This window comes from Limnohabitans sp. TEGF004 (assembly GCF_027924965.1).
Lineage (GTDB): Bacteria > Pseudomonadota > Gammaproteobacteria > Burkholderiales > Burkholderiaceae_C > Limnohabitans.
Window position 1 is genome coordinate 238,762 of record NZ_AP027056.1, and the last position, 19,290, is coordinate 258,051.

The 19,290-nt window shown below is 49.3% G+C and carries 18 protein-coding genes; 13 read left to right on the forward strand and 5 right to left on the reverse strand.

Annotated elements, in window-relative coordinates; all coding sequences use genetic code 11:
• The first annotated feature begins 1 nt into the window (after position 1).
• From LINBF2_RS01295 to LINBF2_RS01345, 11 genes are all read left to right on the forward strand, one after another.
• Positions 2 to 826 (forward strand): NAD-dependent epimerase/dehydratase family protein, encoded by an 825-nt coding sequence (locus LINBF2_RS01295; RefSeq protein WP_281889806.1) that lies wholly within the window; start codon positions 2 to 4, stop codon positions 824 to 826.
• Between the two features lie 6 nt (positions 827 to 832).
• Complete coding sequence (locus LINBF2_RS01300) at positions 833 to 2,110, forward strand: hypothetical protein (protein ID WP_281889808.1); 1,278 nt, start codon at positions 833 to 835, stop codon at positions 2,108 to 2,110.
• Positions 2,103 to 3,098: a glycosyltransferase family 2 protein gene (locus LINBF2_RS01305; protein WP_281889810.1), complete on the forward strand. Its 996-nt coding sequence runs from the start codon at positions 2,103 to 2,105 to the stop codon at positions 3,096 to 3,098. Before LINBF2_RS01300 ends, LINBF2_RS01305 begins: the two co-directional genes overlap by 8 nt.
• 9 nt (positions 3,099 to 3,107) lie before the next feature.
• Positions 3,108 to 4,265, forward strand: a complete 1,158-nt coding sequence (locus LINBF2_RS01310; protein WP_281889812.1) for an O-antigen polymerase — start codon at positions 3,108 to 3,110, stop codon at positions 4,263 to 4,265.
• Positions 4,266 to 4,343: 78 nt separating this feature from the next.
• The gene (locus LINBF2_RS01315) at positions 4,344 to 5,252 is read left to right on the forward strand and encodes a glycosyltransferase (protein ID WP_281889813.1); all 909 of its coding nucleotides are present in this window, start codon (positions 4,344 to 4,346) and stop codon (positions 5,250 to 5,252) included.
• Between the two features lie 12 nt (positions 5,253 to 5,264).
• The gene (locus LINBF2_RS01320; protein ID WP_281889815.1) at positions 5,265 to 6,050 is read left to right on the forward strand and encodes a 2OG-Fe(II) oxygenase; all 786 of its coding nucleotides are present in this window, start codon (positions 5,265 to 5,267) and stop codon (positions 6,048 to 6,050) included.
• Positions 6,051 to 6,099: 49 nt separating this feature from the next.
• A complete protein-coding gene (rfbB, locus tag LINBF2_RS01325) occupies positions 6,100 to 7,158 on the forward strand; it encodes a dTDP-glucose 4,6-dehydratase (RefSeq protein ID WP_281889817.1) in 1,059 nt (352 codons plus the stop codon).
• Positions 7,159 to 7,167: 9 nt separating this feature from the next.
• Positions 7,168 to 8,064 carry a dTDP-4-dehydrorhamnose reductase gene (rfbD, locus tag LINBF2_RS01330; protein ID WP_281889819.1) on the forward strand — a complete coding sequence of 299 codons (897 nt, stop codon included), beginning with the start codon at positions 7,168 to 7,170 and terminating at the stop codon, positions 8,062 to 8,064.
• Positions 8,065 to 8,079: 15 nt separating this feature from the next.
• Positions 8,080 to 8,955 (forward strand): glucose-1-phosphate thymidylyltransferase RfbA, encoded by an 876-nt coding sequence (rfbA, locus tag LINBF2_RS01335; protein WP_281889821.1) that lies wholly within the window; start codon positions 8,080 to 8,082, stop codon positions 8,953 to 8,955.
• 4 nt (positions 8,956 to 8,959) lie between these two features.
• Positions 8,960 to 9,514, forward strand: a complete 555-nt coding sequence (gene rfbC / locus LINBF2_RS01340) for a dTDP-4-dehydrorhamnose 3,5-epimerase (RefSeq protein WP_281889823.1) — start codon at positions 8,960 to 8,962, stop codon at positions 9,512 to 9,514.
• 3 nt (positions 9,515 to 9,517) lie between these two features.
• Positions 9,518 to 10,816 (forward strand): O-antigen ligase family protein, encoded by a 1,299-nt coding sequence (locus LINBF2_RS01345; RefSeq protein WP_281889824.1) that lies wholly within the window; start codon positions 9,518 to 9,520, stop codon positions 10,814 to 10,816.
• On the opposite strand, the gene LINBF2_RS01350 is transcribed toward LINBF2_RS01345, so the two are convergent.
• Together LINBF2_RS01350 and LINBF2_RS01355 are read right to left on the reverse strand one after the other, a co-directional pair.
• A complete protein-coding gene (locus tag LINBF2_RS01350) occupies positions 10,764 to 12,008 on the reverse strand; it encodes a hypothetical protein (protein ID WP_281889826.1) in 1,245 nt (414 codons plus the stop codon). The genes LINBF2_RS01345 and LINBF2_RS01350 overlap by 53 nt on opposite strands.
• 2 nt (positions 12,009 to 12,010) lie before the next feature.
• Positions 12,011 to 13,138 carry a glycosyltransferase gene (locus LINBF2_RS01355; protein WP_281889828.1) on the reverse strand — a complete coding sequence of 376 codons (1,128 nt, stop codon included), beginning with the start codon at positions 13,136 to 13,138 and terminating at the stop codon, positions 12,011 to 12,013.
• Positions 13,139 to 13,260: 122 nt separating this feature from the next.
• Here LINBF2_RS01355 and LINBF2_RS01360 point away from each other — a divergent pair, with 122 nt between their 5' ends.
• Both LINBF2_RS01360 and LINBF2_RS01365 read left to right on the forward strand, forming a co-directional pair.
• A complete protein-coding gene (locus LINBF2_RS01360) occupies positions 13,261 to 13,731 on the forward strand; it encodes an excisionase family DNA-binding protein (RefSeq protein WP_281889830.1) in 471 nt (156 codons plus the stop codon).
• 12 nt (positions 13,732 to 13,743) lie between these two features.
• Positions 13,744 to 14,289 (forward strand): PIN domain-containing protein, encoded by a 546-nt coding sequence (locus LINBF2_RS01365; protein ID WP_281889832.1) that lies wholly within the window; start codon positions 13,744 to 13,746, stop codon positions 14,287 to 14,289.
• A 10-nt stretch (positions 14,290 to 14,299) separates the two neighbouring features.
• Here LINBF2_RS01365 and LINBF2_RS01370 read toward each other — a convergent pair whose 3' ends face one another.
• Genes LINBF2_RS01370 through galE form a run of 3 tightly spaced genes read right to left on the reverse strand, consistent with a single transcriptional unit; the run spans position 14,300 to position 19,237 of the window.
• The gene (locus tag LINBF2_RS01370) at positions 14,300 to 15,322 is read right to left on the reverse strand and encodes a glycosyltransferase family 4 protein (protein WP_281889834.1); all 1,023 of its coding nucleotides are present in this window, start codon (positions 15,320 to 15,322) and stop codon (positions 14,300 to 14,302) included.
• A gap of 13 nt (positions 15,323 to 15,335) precedes the next feature.
• Positions 15,336 to 18,218 carry a sugar transferase gene (locus LINBF2_RS01375; protein WP_281889836.1) on the reverse strand — a complete coding sequence of 961 codons (2,883 nt, stop codon included), beginning with the start codon at positions 18,216 to 18,218 and terminating at the stop codon, positions 15,336 to 15,338.
• A complete protein-coding gene (gene galE, locus LINBF2_RS01380; RefSeq protein ID WP_281889838.1) occupies positions 18,215 to 19,237 on the reverse strand; it encodes a UDP-glucose 4-epimerase GalE in 1,023 nt (340 codons plus the stop codon). Before galE ends, LINBF2_RS01375 begins: the two co-directional genes overlap by 4 nt.
• Positions 19,238 to 19,290 lie beyond the last annotated feature (53 nt).

The window sequence follows — 19,290 nt, forward strand, 5'->3', positions numbered from 1 at the left end:
TTTGACTGGTGGTACAGGATTTATAGGCTCCCATTTTTTGCGGGAGGCGATGGATGCAGGGCATGAAATAGTTGCGCAACGACGATCAGGAAGTGTAAGCCGATTGATCCTAAAGAGCGAGCCACAATGGGTTGATCGCCCGCTAGATTCTAATTTTAAAGATGTATTAGAAGGTTGTGATGCAGTTGTTCATCTCGCCTCGCATACGCCTAACCCACCATACGCACCATTGACGGATTGTATTTATTGGAACGTTTTTGCTCCAATAAAATTAATGACTCAAGCGGTTGATTGTGGAATCAAGTCTTTTTTAATTGCTGGATCTTGCTTTGAATACGGAGAGTCGGCTGAAGACATCGATTTTATTGAGGTTACAACATTACTAAAACCAAACTTGTCATATCCAACATCAAAAGCGGCTGCATCAATGGCTTTTGAAGGTTTTGCTAGGCAAGAAAAAATATTTTTAAAAATACTAAGAATTTTTCAAGTGTATGGAGAAGGCGAGGATTCTAAGAGATTATGGCCATCATTGAAGAGAGCAGCGTTTGCAGGAGAAGATTTTTCAATGAGCCCTGGCGAACAAGTTAGAGATTTTATAAACGTTATCGATGTCGCTAAGCAATTTGTCTTTCATCTGTCGAACATGGAGACGCTGACAGGAGGAAGTCCGCAAGTAGTTAATATTGGTAGTGGGAATCCTTGTACCTTGAAAGAGTTCTCATTACATTGGTGGAAATTTTGGGGGGCGCAGGGGCAGATAAATTTTGGTGATGTGGACTATAGAAACAGTGAGATTATGCGTTTGGTACCAAAAATTATTTAATCTTCGATGAGTAATTTAATTTTAAATTTGATTAACGCAATATGTGCTGCTGCGGCGTTAATAAATATTTATATGAGTTGGTATTTGTTTGGGGCATCTAAAAATGCAGATCAATGGATGCTTGCTTTAACGATAATTCAGTCTATAAGTTTGATTTCGCAGGCCGGGGTGGAGCAATATCCGGTTTATTATGCTAGATACAAAGCTTTGGGCAGCAGTCTGTTATGTGAATTTCAAGCAAATGCAATGGGCTTTGCGTTAATTTGTGGTCTGTTTTTTGGGGGGGGCGTATATATTATTTCAAATGAAATAATTCTTATCTATTCGGCCGGCTCAGATCTCAACCAAGACGATGAGTTGACGAGACTCCTGCGTGTTTTTGTCAGCCAAATATTTGTAATGCCAATCCTTTTCGTCATTAAACAAATTTTATTGATAGACGGAAGGCGTATTTGGGCTATATTGATTAATTCGATGTCGCATTTCGTTATTCTTGCTTCGCTGATTACAGGTTGGCTATTTGATGCAAGAAGTCCGTTAGATTGTGGATACTTTGCATCAATCTACAATTTGATTGGATTTTTACTAATATTTTTTTTGGTGAATCCGGAGAGAAAATTTAAATTATTGATAGAGTGGTCAGTGATAAAAGAGTTTGCTATATCAAGTTGCAAGATGAGAGGCATTCATTCTATTCATAATTTTCTGTTAAGTATTGTGATTTCTTCATATTTGTCACATGGGGTTAATGGCACTATAGCAACATATCAGTACTTGAAGAAAATTGCAGATGGACTTTGCTCGATTACTATGGGGCCTCATGCGGCTGTGTACCATGCCGAGCAAGCAAGTTCTTTTGCAGCCATGAATCGTAATAGGTTAGTAAGCAATATATATGTTTATATATATTCAGCAGTCCCGATGTTTTTATTTGGACTTTCCCTCGCATTTTTAGCGTATTTTACTTTTTCCTATTATGATGTAAATGTAAATGTAAATTTAAAAATAGGTTCGGAAGTAAGTAGTTCTTTGTTGATTTTGCTGCTGTGGCAGTTTATTGTTGCAATCGAAACTGTGCCTGTTGGGTTATTAATAGTTGCAAATTCTGCACCTTCAATTTTAAAGATAAATACTATTTTCATAATGCAAATTTTTATTTTGACATACTTCACAGCAAATTTTCAAGTGTTTGAATTGGCTGTGATCGGATGTTATTGTCAAGCGATAAGCTTGCTTATGTATTCCTATACTGCAAATGCTAAACTTAAAAAATTGTATGATTAGTAAATATAAAATTTCGGTCGTCATTCCAACTTTTAATAGAGCAAGTCTTTTAGATAGAGCACTTGGAAGTGTATTCCAGCAAAATTCAACGGAATTTGAAGTGGTTGTATCTGATAACTGTTCGACCGATAATACCACTGAGGTGGTTGAAAAATATAGAAAGCACAATAACTTTAAATATAATAGAAATGAATCAAATATTGGTATGGTTGGTAATTGGCAAAAAGCCATCTGTGATGTCGCTACTGCTGATTGGTTTATTCTTCTATCCGATGATGATTTCATTATCGATAGATTCTTTATATCTAATGTAATTAATGCGATAGATAACAGCAATCCCATTTTTGTTTGTTCTGGTGCTGAAATACATGATGTGACAGAACGTTGCATTAAGGAGTTTGCATTGCCATTTGATGGTTTGACGCCAGGTATTGAGTTGTTCTTATCAAGAGGAAAAACTCAGCCACTGGATAGTGTGTTGTGTTCTATGGCATTTAAAAGAGCTGATGCATTAGAGCTTGGTTTTTTTGCGAATGAAAATAACTTAAGTTGTGATTCTGAGCTCTATTTAAAATTGTGTACGTTAGGTGATTTTTATTATATTAAAACCCCGCAAACTGCTTATACCTTGCATCAAAATAATTTAATCCGGTCTATTAATAAATACAAAGAGTTTAGAGATGGCAACATTGATTACTTAATAAACTCAATTACTTTTGCCAAAAGTCATGGTGTGAGCGATCATGTAATTAAGCAATTTATAAAAAATACAGGGTTGAAAATTAAATTAATTAAAACTATTTTGATGCTGAGAGTCTCGAATGAGTATTGGTATATTGATTTTCTTGCTCGTATCAACACGATAGCGCCAGATTTGATAGATTTAGTTGCGCTTCAGGTCCGTGTGCTGTGGGTTTTTATAAAGCCTTTTAAATCTTATTTTTATGAAAAATACAAGCTAATTTCATTGAGGTCTGAGTTAAATTAAAATTAATTTATGTTCCTGATTAACCCATTTTTTTTGTTTTTCATGCCATGGGTAGTGGCTACTTTATTGTATTTGATTTTTCCAATTCCGTTAATTTTAACCAGTTACAATTTTTTACTAGCTGCACTAATCTTTATGGCCTTTATTGTCGGATATGCTTTTACAGCATTCATTAAGAAAAAAAATAACGATTATTCTGGTAAGATGCGCATAAGGGTGGTATATTTTTTCTTTTTGATCTGGTTATTGGGCACATTAGCTGAGATTTATTTTGCCAGTGGATTGCCCTTGATTTGGTTATATCAAAACAGCGATAAAACGTATTTTGATTTTGGTATTCCTTCGCTGCACGGATTGTTGAATTCATTGTCGCTCACTTTGATTTGTTTTTTTGTGGTCGATATTTTTGAACAGAGCAAATGGAGGTCGCTAAATTTAGCTTTTATATTTGCAATCATTTCAATGTATATCTTATTTATATCAAGACAGTTGATCGTAAGTGCAGTCATAGAAAGTTTTGTAATCGTAATTTACTTGTGCAGTAGAAAAAAAATATTTAGATATAGGCACGTTTTTTATGTGGCGTTGTCAAGCTTGGTTGTGATCGTCGGGTTTGGCGTTATTGGTGATGCTAGAAGTTCAGACTTTTATCAAACTATTGGTTTGAATGATGTAAATCCTTTAATTCCTTCGGGTTTTATTTGGTTTTATATATATATGGTGACACCATTAAATAATTTATTTTATAATGTTTCATATGATTCCTACCTATTGGTTGAAAATGCATCTGCATTTTTTTACTCTATATTGCCTACCGTTGTTAAAGTTGCTATGTTTGATGTGGACGTTGAAAATCGTTGGGCACAAGATTTTTTACAGACGGGGTTGCTTCCCAATACAAGTTTTAATGTGTCCACAGCATTGATACAAGCTTATTTGGATGCAGGCCTGTACGGTATATGGTTAAATGTAGCAAGCTTGGGTTTTTTGGCGGGTATTTTTTATAAGAGAATTTCAAATATTTTTTCGTTGATGATTTATGCAGTGGTTGGTCAGTGCCTATTATTGAGCATATTCTACAATATGATAATATACCCGCCTGTGCTGTTTCAGTTTGTATGGATTTACATATTCTACAATGCTGGCGTAATGTGCAAGCGGTGTTGAGTTTTTAGTGTTTATAAAAGACATGATTACGCACTGGCTGCAGCGTAATTAAACTTTAAAAATCTTAAGAGGATTGTTGTGGAAAACTCATTGGCTAACGAAAATTCAAAAACTCATGAGTTATGTGTTTTATTGGCAGCATTTAATGGCGCAGAATATATTGAAATCCAAATGGATAGTATCTTGCAGCAGGAGAATGTAAATGTTCATTTGTTTGTTCGAGATGATGGCTCTAAGGACGGTACAGTTGATATTTTAGAGATGTACGCCAATACTCACATGAATGTAAAAATCATTAGGGACACTTTGAGTGGTGGCAGTGCTGGCAGAAATTTTTATCAATTACTATTGGCAGTAAATGATTACTCGAAATTTGATTACGTTGCTTTTGCTGATCAAGATGACTTGTGGCACAAAAATAAAATAAAAATATCTATTGATGCAATTGAGATGGAGGCCGGTGACGCTTGTAGTGCTAATTACAATGCATTTTGGAGTGCTGATCATGTACGTTATGTTGATAAAAGCCAAGCCGTTAAGGAGTATGATTATATATTTGAGTCGGCGAGTATAGGGTGTACATATGTTTTTAAGTCATTTTTAGCGGATAGCTTTAGGAAGCTACTGATTGATAAGCCAGGTATTTATGATGAGGTATTTCATCATGACTGGTTATTTTATGCATTTGTGCGTTCTCAAAGATTAAAGTGGGTATTTGTTAAGAGGCCGTTGGTTGAGTATCGCCAGCATGCGGGAAATGAAACAGGTGTAAATATAGGTTTACGAGCCTTGCTGTTCAGACTTCAAAAAATTAGAAGCGGATGGTATATGGAGCAAGTTAGAGCTGTTGCTAACGCTATTGGCTGCGTGCAATTACTGGAGTTGACTGGAATTGAGAAAATTAAATTTACAATAAAAAATTTTTTTGAATTAAGGAGAAAATTCACTCACTCTATTGTTATTGCTTTTATATTTCTGTTAACCTAATCGGAGAATTGTATGTTTTTTAATTACGAGGCAATTCAAGCATCTTTATCAAGCTATAAAGATACAGGGCCTTTTGATCATTGTGTTATCGATGATTTTTTTAAATTGGAAATTGCAGAGCAGTTAGAGTCTGAATTCTTATTATATGATGATCCAAGATGGTTTCATTATAAAAACTCAATAGAGGATAAGAAGGCTCTCAATGATTGGAATCTATTTCCATCGCTAACTTATCAAATATTTAGAGCCTTAATGGAAGATAAATTTATTGCATTATTGTCGAGTGCGGCAGGTGTGTCACTTTATTCAGACCAGGGTTTGCATGGGGGGGGCTGGCACATTCATGGCACTGGTGGTAATTTAAACCCACATTTGGATTACTCAATTCATCCAAAAATTGGGTTGCAGCGTAAATTAAATATCATTATGTATATGTCTCGAGGTATGGTCGATGAGTATGGCGGGCACCTAGGTTTGTGGTCGCATTGTATTGATGCAAACGGTCCTGGTAATTTGGAGAAAGTAATTCAGCCAAAATTTAACAGGGCAGTAATTTTTGATACGACACAGAATAGTTGGCATGGAATGTGTCGCCCACTGGTGCAGCCCAGTGGTATATATAGAAAATCCTTGGCAATTTACTATCTGACGGAGCCGCCTGTTGGTGTGGATTCGCGTCAGCGTGCTTTATTTGCACCTAGAGATGATCAAAAAGGCGATGCAAGTATTGCAGAGCTGATTAAAAGAAGGGCGGATTCAGCTTCGTACTCATCTGTGTATAGGGACGGCTTAAAGTGAATTGCTGTTTATTTCGAAAGGATTTTTTACTTTTGATTAAGGGATTGTTATGGCGGTATTTGTAACCGGGTGTGCTGGTTTTATTGGCAGCAATTTTGTTCATTATTTTCTTTCGCACAATAATGAGTTAATCTTAAATATTGATAAGTTGACATATGCGGGCAACTTGGAGAATCTAAATTATGAAGGTGATGGTAGATATGTTTTTGTTCATGGTGATATCGCTGACGAAGTATTATTAAAGCAGTTGCTAGATAAGCACAAACCGCGTGCTGTACTTAACTTTGCTGCGGAAAGCCATGTAGACCGCTCCATTCACGGCCCAAGTGACTTTATTGAAACCAACGTGTTGGGCACGTTCAACTTGCTTGAGAGCGTGCGCGCTTATTGGCAAGACTTGCCTGCGGCCGAGAAAGATGCGTTCCGCTTTCTACATGTGTCGACCGACGAGGTGTATGGCACGCTGTCGCCCACAGACCCACCGTTTGCCGAAACCAAAAACTACGAGCCCAACAGCCCCTACTCTGCCAGCAAGGCGGCCAGCGACCATTTAGTGCGTGCATGGCATCACACCTATGGCTTGCCTGTGCTGACTACCAATTGCAGCAACAACTATGGTCCGTATCACTTTCCAGAAAAGCTCATCCCTTTGGTGCTGCTCAATGCCTTGGCTGGCAAGCCATTGCCCATTTATGGCGATGGTCAGCAAGTGCGTGATTGGCTGTATGTAGAAGACCACTGCCGTGCTATTGCCCGAGTATTAGAAGCAGGCAAAGTGGGCGAGACCTACAACATTGGTGGCTGGAACGAGAAGACTAACCTTGAAGTGGTGCACACCCTATGCGCTGTGTTGGACGAATTGAAGCCCCGTGAAGATGGCAAGCGATACGCCGAGCAAATTACTTACGTCAAAGACCGCCCTGGTCACGACCGCCGCTACGCCATTGACGCCCGCAAGATTGAGCGCGACTTAGGCTGGAAGCCACAAGAAACGTTCGAGACCGGCATCCGCAAAACCGTGCAGTGGTACTTGGCCAACCAAGCTTGGGTAGAGGGTGTGACCAGTGGTGCTTACCGCCAATGGGTAGGTAAGCAATACGGCGCGTAAAGGCTGGCAATGAAAATTCTTCTTTTAGGCAAAAATGGCCAAGTGGGCTGGGAGCTGCAGCGCAGCTTGGCCCCCCTGGGCGAAGTGCTGGCACTTGACCGCCACAGCACCACCTATTGCGGTGATTTATCTAGGCCCGAAGAACTGGCGCAAACGGTACTGACCTACAAGCCAGATTTCATTGTCAATGCCGCCGCGCACACGGCAGTAGACAAAGCCGAGTCAGAGCCCGAGCTGGCAAAGCTTTTAAATACTGAAGCGCCTGCAGCCTTGGCCAAAGCTGCAGCACAAGTGGGCGCATGGCTGGTGCATTACTCGACCGACTATGTGTTTGATGGCAGTGGCACACATGCCAGACAAGAGGGCGAGGGCACAGGCCCGCTGAGCGTGTATGGCCAATCTAAACTAGATGCTGAAAAAGCCATTGTGGCCAGTGGCTGCAAGTATTTAATTTTCCGCACCAGCTGGGTCTATGCAGCACGAGGTGGCAACTTTGCCAAAACCATGCTGCGCTTGGCGCAAGAGTGCGACAAGCTGACCGTCATTAACGACCAGTACGGTGCACCCACGGGGGCAGACTTGATTGCAGATGTGACTGCACACGCCATGCGCCGCGTGTTGAACACACAAAACATTTCATTCAGCGGGGTGTATCACCTCGTGGCTGCAGGTGAAACCACTTGGCATGGCTATGCCAGCCATGTGATTGAAAAAGCCAAAACCATCAAGCCCGACTTGCCAATCAAGGCCGCAGAGGTGGCCCCAGTGCCTACATCGGCATTTCCCACGCCAGCCACGCGGCCACTTAATTCACGCCTGTGTACCGCCAAGCTCAAACAAGCTTTTGGGCTGGTGTTGCCACCTTGGCAGCAGGGCGTAGACCGCATGCTGGCCGAGATACTCTAAACAAGAAGAACAGATATGACCAAACAACGCAAAGGCATTATCCTCGCGGGCGGCTCTGGCACACGCTTGTACCCCGTCACACAAGCGGTTAGTAAACAGCTGATGCCTGTGTATGACAAGCCCATGATTTACTACCCACTCACTACGTTGATGCTCAGTGGTATTCGTGAGGTGCTGATCATCTCCACCCCCCAAGACACGCCACGTTTTGCCGAGCTGCTGGGCGATGGCAGCCAGTGGGGCATGCATATTGAATACGCGGTGCAACCCAGCCCCGATGGCTTGGCGCAGGCCTTCATCATTGGTAAAGACTTTGTGGCAGACCACCCCAGTGCTTTAGTGTTGGGCGACAATATTTTTTACGGCCATGATTTGGTCAAGCAGTTGCACAGTGCCGATGTGCGCACCAGCGGGGCCAGTGTGTTTGCCTACCATGTGCACGACCCAGAGCGCTATGGCGTGGTGGAATTTGATGGCCAGTTCCGTGCGCTGAGCATTGAAGAAAAGCCAACCAAGCCAAAAAGCAACTATGCCGTGACGGGCTTGTATTTCTACGACGAGCAAGTGTGCGAGATTGCCGCCGCCGTGAAGCCATCGCACCGCGGTGAGCTAGAAATTACCGATGTGAACAAGCGGTATTTAGAGCTTGGCCAGTTGAATGTGGAAATCATGGGTCGTGGTTATGCGTGGCTAGATACGGGCACGCATGACAGCTTGCTAGAGGCAGCCAGCTTTATTGGCACGCTGCAGAAGCGCCAAGGTTTGATGGTGGCTTGTCCTGAAGAAATTGCGTTTAGCCAAAAGTGGATTGACGCGGCTGCCTTGCAAAAGTTGGCTGCACCGTTGGCGAAGAACGGCTACGGCCAATACTTGTTGGGTTTGTTAAAGTAAGCACATGCCCTACCAAGTGATGCAAACGCCCCTAGAGGGCGTTTTAGTTTTAGAGCCAAAGGTGTTTGGTGATGCTCGAGGCTTCTTTTTTGAAAGTTTCAATGCCCGTGACTTTGAGCAAGTCACGGGGCTGCAGCGCACTTTTGTGCAAGACAACCATAGCAAGTCAGCCAAGGGCGTGTTGCGCGGTTTGCACTATCAAGTGCAGCATGCGCAAGGCAAGCTGGTGCGCGTGACGCAAGGTGCGGTGTTTGATGTGGCGGTGGACATCCGAAAAGGTTCACCCACATTTGGCCAATGGTTTGGTTTAGAGCTGTCGGCCGAGAATAAAAAACAACTGTGGGTGCCTGAGGGTTTAGCCCATGGCTTTTTGGTGACCAGCGAGAGTGCCGAGTTTTTGTACAAAACAACGGATTACTACCACCCAGAATATGAACGCAGCCTGCTTTGGAGCGACTCCGCAATTGGTATTGAATGGCCTTTGCATTTGCTAGAGATGGCTCCGTTGCTGTCTGCAAAAGACTTAGATGCATCTCCTTTAAATTCCCTTGAAGAGTAATCAATGAAAAAGATCCGAGATGTAGTAGAGATGCATGCGTTTAACCTGTTGGCATTCTCTGTCTTTGGAATGTTGTTTGCCATGCGGCCAATGACATGGTTGCCAACACTCGTTGTTTTGTTTTGTGGTGTATGGGCTTTGATGAGTGCTGTGTATCGAGAAAAATTGCGCACATTAATTCATGAAGGCGATTGGCGATACATCGCTTGGCCATTGGTTGGCTGGTTTGTAGTTTGTTTGTTTATCGGTATTTGGCATTTGGGCATTGCGCGCAAGGCTTTTCCAGAAAATGCATTTCGTATGGCGCTGGCTGTGACCACTCTTGCGTTGTCTGTGAACCTAATGGCTAAAAAATCTTTTTTAGTTGGTTTGTCCGTCGCGGGAGTGTGCGTTGCCTTAAATGTGGTCTATGGTTATAAGGTCCATGATGACTATTTTCCACGCATAAGTGGTACAACCAACCATCCTATTCACTTTGGTAATTTTGCTACGTTGTTGGCCGTGTTGTTATCTAGTGCTGCTTTGCTCATCCGTTCGTATGGTCAATTTTTTAGAGTCGTGTGTATTACGGCTGCCGTGTTTGCGTGTGGCGCAGCCGCGGCATCTCAGTCGCGTTCTTCAGCTGGTGTGTTGCTATGCATGCTGCCACTCATTTTTGTGGTTAAGACAGATAAGTTCCACCAATGGGCCGTACGCGCTGCAGCATCTATAACAGTTGTTTTGGTTTTGGTGATTGCAGCATCCCCAGCGGCGCAAGAGAAACTGCGATTGAAAGAGGCGGCTGCAGACATCCAGCAAGTTGAGGCAAACAATTACCGCACATCAATTGGCGCACGCTTTGCAATGTGGCATGCCGGTTGGTTGATGTTTGTCGAGAATCCACTCTTAGGTATCGGCCCCGGTAAATACCAAGCTGATTTCGGCCGAAGAATTGAACTAGGCGAAGTGCCAATGGGCGATGTGGTGCATGGGCAGCCGCACAATGACTTGTTGCACTCCGCTTCCTCTGGTGGCTTGCTTAAATTGATGGCGTATCTTTTTTTAATGGCTGGTCCATTTGTGTTTTTTTACAAAAAATACAAGGCCAACAGACACGATTTGGATAAACGAGTTTTTCCCATCATGGGCATGCAGGTGGTGGCTGCATTCTTCATCACGGGCTTGACCAACTCTAACTTCGATCTGCAAATTTACAGCACCATGTATGCGGTGCTGGTATGTGTGTTGGCACGTTTGAGTGTGTTTGAAATTAACGCAGCCGAGCCATCCACACTGTCAAGCCCAGCAGCCCCAAGCTGCTAACCAGAGCAAATGCAGCCATGTGCTGCGCTGCATCGATGGGCTGCGCTAAACCCATCGGTGCCAAGAGCGCCGCAGCTTGCAGCGCTCCCAGCGCCATGCAAGCCCACGAATAAGCGCTGGCAGATTGTGTTTGAAAAGGGCGGTGGCTAAACGCCGCTGACAAGCAAGCACTGCCTTGCCACAGTGCCAGTGGCGCGATGTAAGGCCACACGCCATGCCAGCGCGGGTCAAGCCATTCAAAGTACAGCGCCATAGCGCATGACAAGCCCAGCAAAATGACGCAGGCAAATGCGCCCAGGCCTAACCACCAAGGTGTGGCCATGCGCGTGCTGCTAGGGTTGGCTTGGTTTCCCTGGGCCAGCGCTACTTGTGCCCAAGCCATGTGCACCACAGCAGGCAAGAAGCCCAGCACGCGCAGCAGGGCGCTCATCCAGCCGGTTTCTTCAGCGCCATACATGCGTTGCCACACCACGATGACGGCAGTGGCTAGCAGGGCGTCTACCAGTGTGTGGGCCATGCGCAGTGTGGCGCTTCGTGGGTCGGCTTGATGGATGTTTGCGGTGGCATGTGCATCTGGCGTAGAAGCAATGGATGTAGCGCTGCTCGCATGCGCATCACGAGCGCGCAATGCAGGCAACAGCCACGCCGCCCCCACCGCATAACCCAGCAGTGCCGACAGCACCAAGGTTGGGCCGCACCAGCCGATAGATGTACTAAGCAGCACAGCCGTGAGTGCCGTAGTGGCCGCAGTGACAGGCGGCAGCACACGCACGGCAGCTTGTTGCAAAGCATTGCCCACGCGCAGGGTAAAGCTTTGCGCCAACATCCAACCCATTTGGCAAAACGCTAGCAGCAGCGCCCACAACAAGGCGGGCCACATGGCAAGTTGGCTAAACCACACGGCCAAAGCTGCTACGGGCAGCAAGCCCAAGCCACGCAAAGCGCTAGCGCGCCACGCGTGTTGTGCCGCGATGTGAGCCGGCAAATATTGGTTGGCTAGCATGCCCAAAGGCGCTTGGGCTAAAGCGAGCGTCATCCAGAAAAAACCGATTTGGCTGATGACCGAAAACTCACCCACTTCTTGCGGCGAGAACAAGCGCAGCATGAGCAGCGCAAAGGCTACTTGCGTGGCAAACGCCACGGCACTCGACAGAGCCACAACTCGGCTGGTGCTGCTGAAATGCTTAAACATACTCAACGCTTACTGTCTTGCTGTTCTGCAATAGCCTGGGCAAGTGCGTGTGCATTTGCATAGGGGGCAGCCACTTCGGGCACGATGTGCAGATGTTTCCAAATCGCTAATTTGCCAAGTAACTTTGGCCACGCAAGTTCGCGCACATCTGGCACGACATACGGGTACGCGTCTAGCGCTTCGCCAAAGCTGAATTGCCAGCTGCTTGGGGTGTCACGTAGCAAATGAAAGTTGCCTTGGTAGTGCGCCGCAAAGTAGCGCACCCACGCGTAGTCGTTGCTCACCACGGGCAGGCCCACGGCGCAGTACTCCAGCAGTTTGGTGGAGGTTTGTTGGTTGTAGGGCTCGATGTTGCTGACCAAGTTCAAACCAAAGCGCGCACGGCGCAGTTGGAGCGGCACATCGGCATGCGGCACGCGGCCTGTGCAGGTAACGCTGGCGGGTAGCTGCGCGCGCAGTGCATCGGGCATATCACCCACTAGCAGCAAAGTGCGGCCCGCGTCGTGAATGCTTTGCAGCAGCGGCACAAAGGGCAGCAGGCGGTTCATCTCGCCCAAGTAGACCAAGTCAAACTCATTGGGCGGGATGCGTGCAGGGGCATCGTCTTCGTACGAGGCTTCAGGTAATGCAGGCGCTGCCGCATCGAAGAAGGCTTGTGCCACGCCCATGTCGCGCAGAGCGTGTGGCACGCCGTCGTCAAAGCCCATGCGCTCGCGCACCCAGCCGTTTTGGAACAAACGGTAGTCTGGCTTGGGTTGCGTCCAGTGTTTGATGAAGTCTTTCAGCCACGCTTTGGGCGGGGCTGAGGTAGATGCATATTCGTGGATATGAAAAGCATTTTTCAAGCGACGTACCTCAGCGCTGGGCACGCGCCCACACATCCACCACACCACTTGCGCATTGAGTGGCACAGTGGCTCCCGTGTCGTGCACCAAGGCTTGGTGGCCATGTGAGGTGATGAAGTCCACGTACGCATCAATCTCGGGCAAGTAGGCTGGGCCGCCGCGCACGAAATGAATGCAAACGGCTGGTTTGGTCGTAGGTGATGTGGCCTTGTGAATAACGGCATTTTGGAAAAATGCTTCGGTTAATTCAGGCGCGTCATCAGGGGCGATCCATGTGTCGGTCATAAAAATATTTGGTGAGCGCTTATTTCACTTGTTGCATTTATTGCACTTGTGGGTTTGCAGTAGTGGCGTACCTACGCAAATTATGAAACACAGTTAAACAGCCATCACTACAAGAGAGCACCATGAGTTCAACCATTGACAGGGACAGGCTTGTCCCGCCCCCACTGAACGATCGCGAAACAGAAATGGTAAGGATCGCAGAACGAATGATTATGGCTTGTCTAGACCACTCACGCGCGGCCACCATCACGATAGAGAGTGATGATGGTTCGAGTCCAAGCGTCCAAGTTCCTCCGCAAGTTTTGCGGGTTCTGGGCCAAACGTTAGGACTGATGGCCCGTCACCAACCCATCATGCTTGTGCCAGAAAAGCAGGAGCTCAGTACGGTTGAAGCCGCCAATTATTTGAATGTTTCGCGGCCATTTCTTATTAAAGAAATCGAAGCGGGACGACTGGTGCATCGCATGGTTGGCACGCATCGTCGTGTCAAGTTTTCAGATTTGATGGATTACGCGAAAGCCATGCGCGAAAAACAGCAAGAGGCTCTTGATAAGAAGGCTGCAAACGCACGCGAACTCGGTCTTGAATATTGATAAGTAGTAACTATGGCCGGAAACAACCGTTACACCGCATTGTTAGATGCAAACGTTCTTTACTCGGTTGCCATTTCCGATGCCTTGATGGAAGTCGCTGCTACTGGCATATATGCGGCAAAGTGGTCTAGACAGGTTGACGAAGAGTGGGTAAGAAATCTTGCTAAAAATAAAGGTAGACCTGAAGTCGACTTTCATACAAGGCGGGACTTGATGCATGACGTATGCCCAGATTGGGAGGTTCCAGAAGAAGCTTGGATGCTCATTGAGCTAAGCCTTGAGCTTCCAGATGTGAACGATCGGCATGTTTTAGCAGCGGCCATTGCTGGACATGCAGACTCTATCGTGACGATTAATATCAAGGACTTTCCAGCCTCTGTATTGAGTCCGCTTGGAATTACGGCTTTGCATCCAGACGAGTTTTTGTTACAGCAACTAGAGCTCGAGCCTTTGGTTGTGTTGCCTGCATTTACGCCAGAAAAGTTCGCAGATGTATTAGAGCGCAATGGCTTAATTCAAACAGCAGCATTTTTGCGGCAAGCGCTTCAATTAATCTAGATTTAGATTCCTATCGGTGCATTTGGGTGCGAAGCAACTCTTGCCAATTGCCAACAAACCCATCGATATGATGTCGCGCCACGATGCGGGCCATGTCGTCACGCACTTGTTGTTGGGGCAGACTTAGCACTGTCATCACAGCTTCGGCCAACGACACGGGCGCATCGCCACGGGCCAGCAGGTAAGGAGCATCAAGGTCGTACAGCTCGCGCATGGCGGGGATGGGCAAAGACACACAGGGCACGCCGCATGCCAGCGACTCTAGCGCGGTCATGGGGCAGCCCTCGTAGCGCGAGGTGAGCAGCGTCATTTGCCATGGCTTGTACAGGCTCGCGCCGCTGGGGTGCTTGCCCAAAAAATGTACGCGGCCTTGGTACATCAAGTCCATGCCATCGTGAATCATCTTGCGGTGCATGGGGCCTTCGCCCACGATGCCAAGCTGCGCTTCGTCGGGCAAATAGCGCAAGGTGTCTAGCAACAGATGTGGGCGCTTCTCAGCCGACAAGCGGCCCACATAGCCCAGCAGCAAAGGCGGAATGCTTCCGCCGCCGTGGCCTGCATGCACATGAATGGCTTGGCCTTCAGGCATGGGCGCGATGCCGTTGGGCACGACTGTGCAGCGTTGCTGCTTGCCCAGCGTGATGAAGCTGAGCAACGAGTCTTGCGTGGTGCGCGATACGCACACAAACTGGCTGACTTGTTTGTAGAGCAATCGCAGCCAAAGTTTTTTGATCGCCGATGTGCCTGCCTCGTGCAGCACATCCATCAATGGGCCATGCACCCAACTGACCAGCGGTTTGCCTGTGATGGCTTTGAGCGCTGCGCCGCAGTAGGTGGGGCCAAAGTTGTGGGTGGCCACGATGACATCGTGCTGCTTGGCTGCACTGACCAATGCGGGCCATTGCGTTTGCTGCCAAGGCAGTGCGGTGACTTGCCAGCCTTGCGCGCTGAGCGCATCGGCCAAGGTGCGCGTCATGGTGTGCACGCCGCCCCATGAGGGCTCTTCTAGCAACAGGATGCGGCGGGTACTCATGCGTTCAAGCGGCTCAGCGTGCGCCAAAACCTGTGCACACAGTCTTCACGGTTTTGGCGGCAATCAACAAGTCCAGCGCGAGCGAGTAGTGCGCCACGTAATACAAGTCGTAGCTGAGTTTGATGCGCGTGGTGTCTGCGCTGTCGGCATAGCCTTGCTGCACTTGGGCCCAGCCTGTGAGGCCAGGGCGCACGAGATGGCGGTAGGGGTAGCTGGGGATGGTGGCTGCAAAGTCGCGCACAAACGCGGTTTGCTCAGGGCGTGGGCCAATCAGACTCATGTGGCCCATGAGCACGTTGAAGAGTTGTGGCAGTTCGTCTAAACGGCTGCGGCGCAACAGGCGGCCCACGCGGGTGATGCGCGGGTCTTCGGCTTGCGCAAAGTGCACGCCTGGTGCTTGCAAGCCGTGCACCATGCTGCGGAATTTCCACAGCGTGAACACTTGACCATCACGGCCCACGCGGGGTTGCGAATAAAGTGCGGGGCCTTTGGAGTCCAAACGCACAGCCAGCGCAACGCACACTGCGAGTGGTAGCCACAAGGGCGCGAATGCAATGACGGTGATCACATCCAACAAACGTTTGGCGCGGTCGTAGCTCGGGTCGTTGTCGATTTCCCAAAGCGAATCCGCAGCAGTGGGCAGCATCTTGCGGCCGCTGGTGAGCTCGGCCACGGCTTCGACGCTGTACAGGCGCAGGTGTTGCATCTTGAGCTCGCCCAACAAACGCGTGCGTTCGTCGGTGCTGCGCACATGTCGGTCCAGCACCACGCCGTCGCAGGCGGGCAGGGGTGTGTCGCTGTTGGGGTTCCAAGCGATGAGTTGCACGGCTTGTGGGTCGAGTGTGTTGGGGCTCAGGCACGCGGCCAGTTGGGCGGGCACATTGGCGTCGAGATGCACCAAACGCAAGGCACGGTGTTTGACATGGCGGCGGTAGCCCCACCACAGCCACAGCGTGGTGGCGGCATAGGCCCACGCCACGGCAGCGCGTGAGTACGGCTGCTGCAACAGTGCAAAGCCCAAAGGCGTGAACAAAAACGGCGCGGTGGTCGATACCCACAACACACCGCTGCGCTCGGCCACGGGCAAGTTGGAAGCGCGCATCAGCAAATGCGTGGCGATGGCATAAGGCAGCACGCACCACCAGAGTGTTTCGCCAAACTGGTAGGTCATAACGCCTGCGTCTTCCAACAACTGCGCAGCCATCAGGCTAGGCAGCAACATCCAAACGCCCCACAAGGCCCAGCGTTGCAGGGCATCACGGCGGCGCACCGAGGCGGACACGAGGCCTGCACTGTTATGCGTGCTGGTGTTGGCGTCATCTTGGGCAAGTGTTTTTGTTTCTGTCGCTTCTTGCGTGCATTGGCGGTACACCTGCAGCACGCGCTCAGCCATGGGCTCTGCGGCAAAAGCGCTCTCGAAGGTTTGCTGTGCTGCGCGGCCCAAGCGTTTGCGCAAGTGCGGGTCGCGTACCAGTTGCAACAGTTTTTCGGCCACAGCATCAGGCGTGTTGGCGGTGAGTACGCCGTCTTGGTAGGGGATGATTTGCTCGCGAATACCAGGCAAGCTGCTGGCCAGCACACACAGGCCCGCACGCATGGCTTCGAGCACAGTGATCGGCATGCCTTCGTGGTCAGACAGCAGCACAAACACCTCGTGCTGTGCCAGCAGTTCGCTCACGTGGCTCACGTCGCCCGCCCAAGTGATGTTTTTGAGGTTGAGCGTTTTGGCCTCAGCACGCAGTTCAGCGCTGAGTGGGCCATCGCCCGCCAAGGTGACGGGCAGCTCAAAGCCCAAGGTGTTGCGCACTTTGGCCAATGCTTGCAGCAGCAAATCGTGGCGCTTCGGGCTTTTCATGCGCGCCACCATGATGAGACGTGGCGTGCTGGCGGCTTGTTGTGCTGGCTGTTTGGTTTCGTCGCTTGATTCGGTTGAGCCGTCCGTGCCTGCCACTTCGAGTTTGGGCAAGCTTGCAATGCCGTTGGGGATGACGTGCACGCGTTCGTGCTCAATGGCGAGGTCGTAAGCTAAATCACGCTCGTATTTGGACACGCAAATCATGTGCGTAGTCCAACGCGCCATCATGCGTTCGGCCAATGCGGCAGCGGTGCGGCGCACCAGCGGCACTTCGGGCTTGAAGCCAAAGCCATGCACGGTGTAAACCGCAGGGATGTTCGCGCGATGCGCAGCCACGCGAGCAACCAAACCGCCAATGGCGCTGTGGCCATGCACGAGGTCGGGCTTGTGTGTGTGGATGAGTTCGGTCAGCTGTTGCACCGCAGGCCAAAGCTTGAGCGGGTTGAGCGACTCCAGCATGTCGGGCATAGGGCACACGGTGATGCCGAGTGCGGTGAGCTCGCGGCCCAACACAGACTCTTCCACCGGCCCGCCAATGACGACGGTGAATTGCACGCGCGCTTGCAAAGCTTGGCACAAGTCACGCACATGCGACTGTGCGCCACCGGCTTCACCACGAGTGATGACGATCATCACGTGCGGTACTTGTGCGGCGGCTTGCAACGCAGCAAGGTCTAGCTTGGCCCACGGGCTGTTGCGGCGGCGTTGGGGTTCGACGAGGCCAGCTAAGTGCAGCGTTTTTTCGATGTGAACGCCTTGGTCGACGACAGGTTCTGTGGTTGGCGCCTGATATACATCGCTTGATGTGTCCGTTGCTAGCTCAGCAGAGTTAGATGCTGCTTCTTTGTTCGCAGGCGTCTCGTGTGCAGCGTCAGCAAGGTGGGGAACAGTTTCAGTTGCGACGGTTTGCGCGGCTGGCTCTGCCACCTTGCGCTTCGCACGCGGCTTTTTTGTCGCCGCAGGAGGCGGCAATGTCGCTGGGTCAAAGGCAGGCGGAAAGTCGTCAAACAGTGACAGCGTGCCGTCGTCTTGGTTTTTCATAGGGGGGTGTCAAAACCTTGTGGGTTCATGGATTGCCAGCGCCATGCATCGGCGCACATGCGATCTAGATCGAATTGGGTCTCCCAATTCAACAAGGCTTTGGCCTGTCGCGGGTCGGCCAAGCACTGGGCCACATCGCCTGGGCGGCGCGGTACGACTTTGTGGGGGATGGGCACGCCGTTGACGCGTGCAAAGGTGTCGACCATGTCTTGCACGCTCACGCCACGGCCTGTGCCGAGGTTGACGGTCAGCAACTTAGGTTCGTTCAAGGCGCGCAGCGCTGCCAAGTGGCCAGCCGCTAAGTCGCTCACGTGCAGGTAGTCGCGCACGCCTGTGCCGTCGGGGGTGTCGTAGTCGTTGCCAAAAATTTGCAAGTGCTCACGCTGGCCCAAGGCCACTTGCGTGATGTAGGGCATGAGGTTGTTGGGGATGCCGTTAGGCGCTTCGCCCAGCAAGCCGCTTTCGTGCGCGCCCACGGGGTTGAAGTAGCGCAGGATGGCAATGCTCCAACGTGGGTCAGCCGCGTGCAGCTCGCGCAGCGCGTCTTCGCACATGAGCTTGGTGCGGCCATAGGGGTTGGTGGCGGTGAGGGCTGCGGTTTCGGGGATGGGCACGCTCACGGGGTCGCCATACACGGTGGCTGACGAGCTAAACACAATGCGACGCACATTGGCGCGGTCCATGGCTTGCAGCAGGTTGATGGTGCCGCTGACGTTGTTTTCCAGGTAGCGCAAGGGCTGAGCCACCGACTCACCCACAGCCTTGAGGCCAGCAAAGTGGATGACGCCTGCAAAGTCGTAGCGGGCAAATAGGGCATCTAAGGCGGCAGCATCACGGATGTCGGCTTGCACAAACTCAATTGGGCTGGCGCCCAGCTTGGCCAAACGGTCCAGCACTTTGGGGCTGGAATTGCACAAATTGTCCAAAATGACCACGGGTTGACCCGCCTCAGCGAGGGTGACGACGGTGTGCGAGCCAATAAAGCCCGTGCCGCCTGTGATCAAAATGGGTTGAGTCATGCTGTTAAAAATTTATAGGTTTTGGTGATTATCCCCTGCGAACATGCGGTCTG

Bases quoted from the DNA above. Each gene is read 5' to 3' on its own strand.
- LINBF2_RS01300 (WP_281889808.1), top strand. From the start codon at position 833: ATGAGTAATTTAATTTTAAATTTGATTAACGCAATATGTGCTGCTGCG.
- LINBF2_RS01305 (WP_281889810.1), top strand. From the start codon at position 2,103: ATGATTAGTAAATATAAAATTTCGGTCGTCATTCCAACTTTTAATAGA.
- LINBF2_RS01310 (WP_281889812.1), top strand. From the start codon at position 3,108: ATGTTCCTGATTAACCCATTTTTTTTGTTTTTCATGCCATGGGTAGTG.
- LINBF2_RS01320 (WP_281889815.1), top strand. From the start codon at position 5,265: ATGTTTTTTAATTACGAGGCAATTCAAGCATCTTTATCAAGCTATAAA.
- rfbB (WP_281889817.1), top strand. From the start codon at position 6,100: ATGGCGGTATTTGTAACCGGGTGTGCTGGTTTTATTGGCAGCAATTTT.
- rfbD (WP_281889819.1), top strand. From the start codon at position 7,168: ATGAAAATTCTTCTTTTAGGCAAAAATGGCCAAGTGGGCTGGGAGCTG.
- rfbA (WP_281889821.1), top strand. From the start codon at position 8,080: ATGACCAAACAACGCAAAGGCATTATCCTCGCGGGCGGCTCTGGCACA.
- rfbC (WP_281889823.1), top strand. From the start codon at position 8,960: ATGCCCTACCAAGTGATGCAAACGCCCCTAGAGGGCGTTTTAGTTTTA.
- LINBF2_RS01345 (WP_281889824.1), top strand. From the start codon at position 9,518: ATGAAAAAGATCCGAGATGTAGTAGAGATGCATGCGTTTAACCTGTTG.
- LINBF2_RS01350 (WP_281889826.1), bottom strand. From the start codon at position 12,008: ATGTTTAAGCATTTCAGCAGCACCAGCCGAGTTGTGGCTCTGTCGAGT.
- LINBF2_RS01355 (WP_281889828.1), bottom strand. From the start codon at position 13,138: ATGACCGACACATGGATCGCCCCTGATGACGCGCCTGAATTAACCGAA.
- LINBF2_RS01360 (WP_281889830.1), top strand. From the start codon at position 13,261: ATGAGTTCAACCATTGACAGGGACAGGCTTGTCCCGCCCCCACTGAAC.
- LINBF2_RS01365 (WP_281889832.1), top strand. From the start codon at position 13,744: ATGGCCGGAAACAACCGTTACACCGCATTGTTAGATGCAAACGTTCTT.
- LINBF2_RS01370 (WP_281889834.1), bottom strand. From the start codon at position 15,322: ATGAGTACCCGCCGCATCCTGTTGCTAGAAGAGCCCTCATGGGGCGGC.
- LINBF2_RS01375 (WP_281889836.1), bottom strand. From the start codon at position 18,218: ATGAAAAACCAAGACGACGGCACGCTGTCACTGTTTGACGACTTTCCG.
- galE (WP_281889838.1), bottom strand. From the start codon at position 19,237: ATGACTCAACCCATTTTGATCACAGGCGGCACGGGCTTTATTGGCTCG.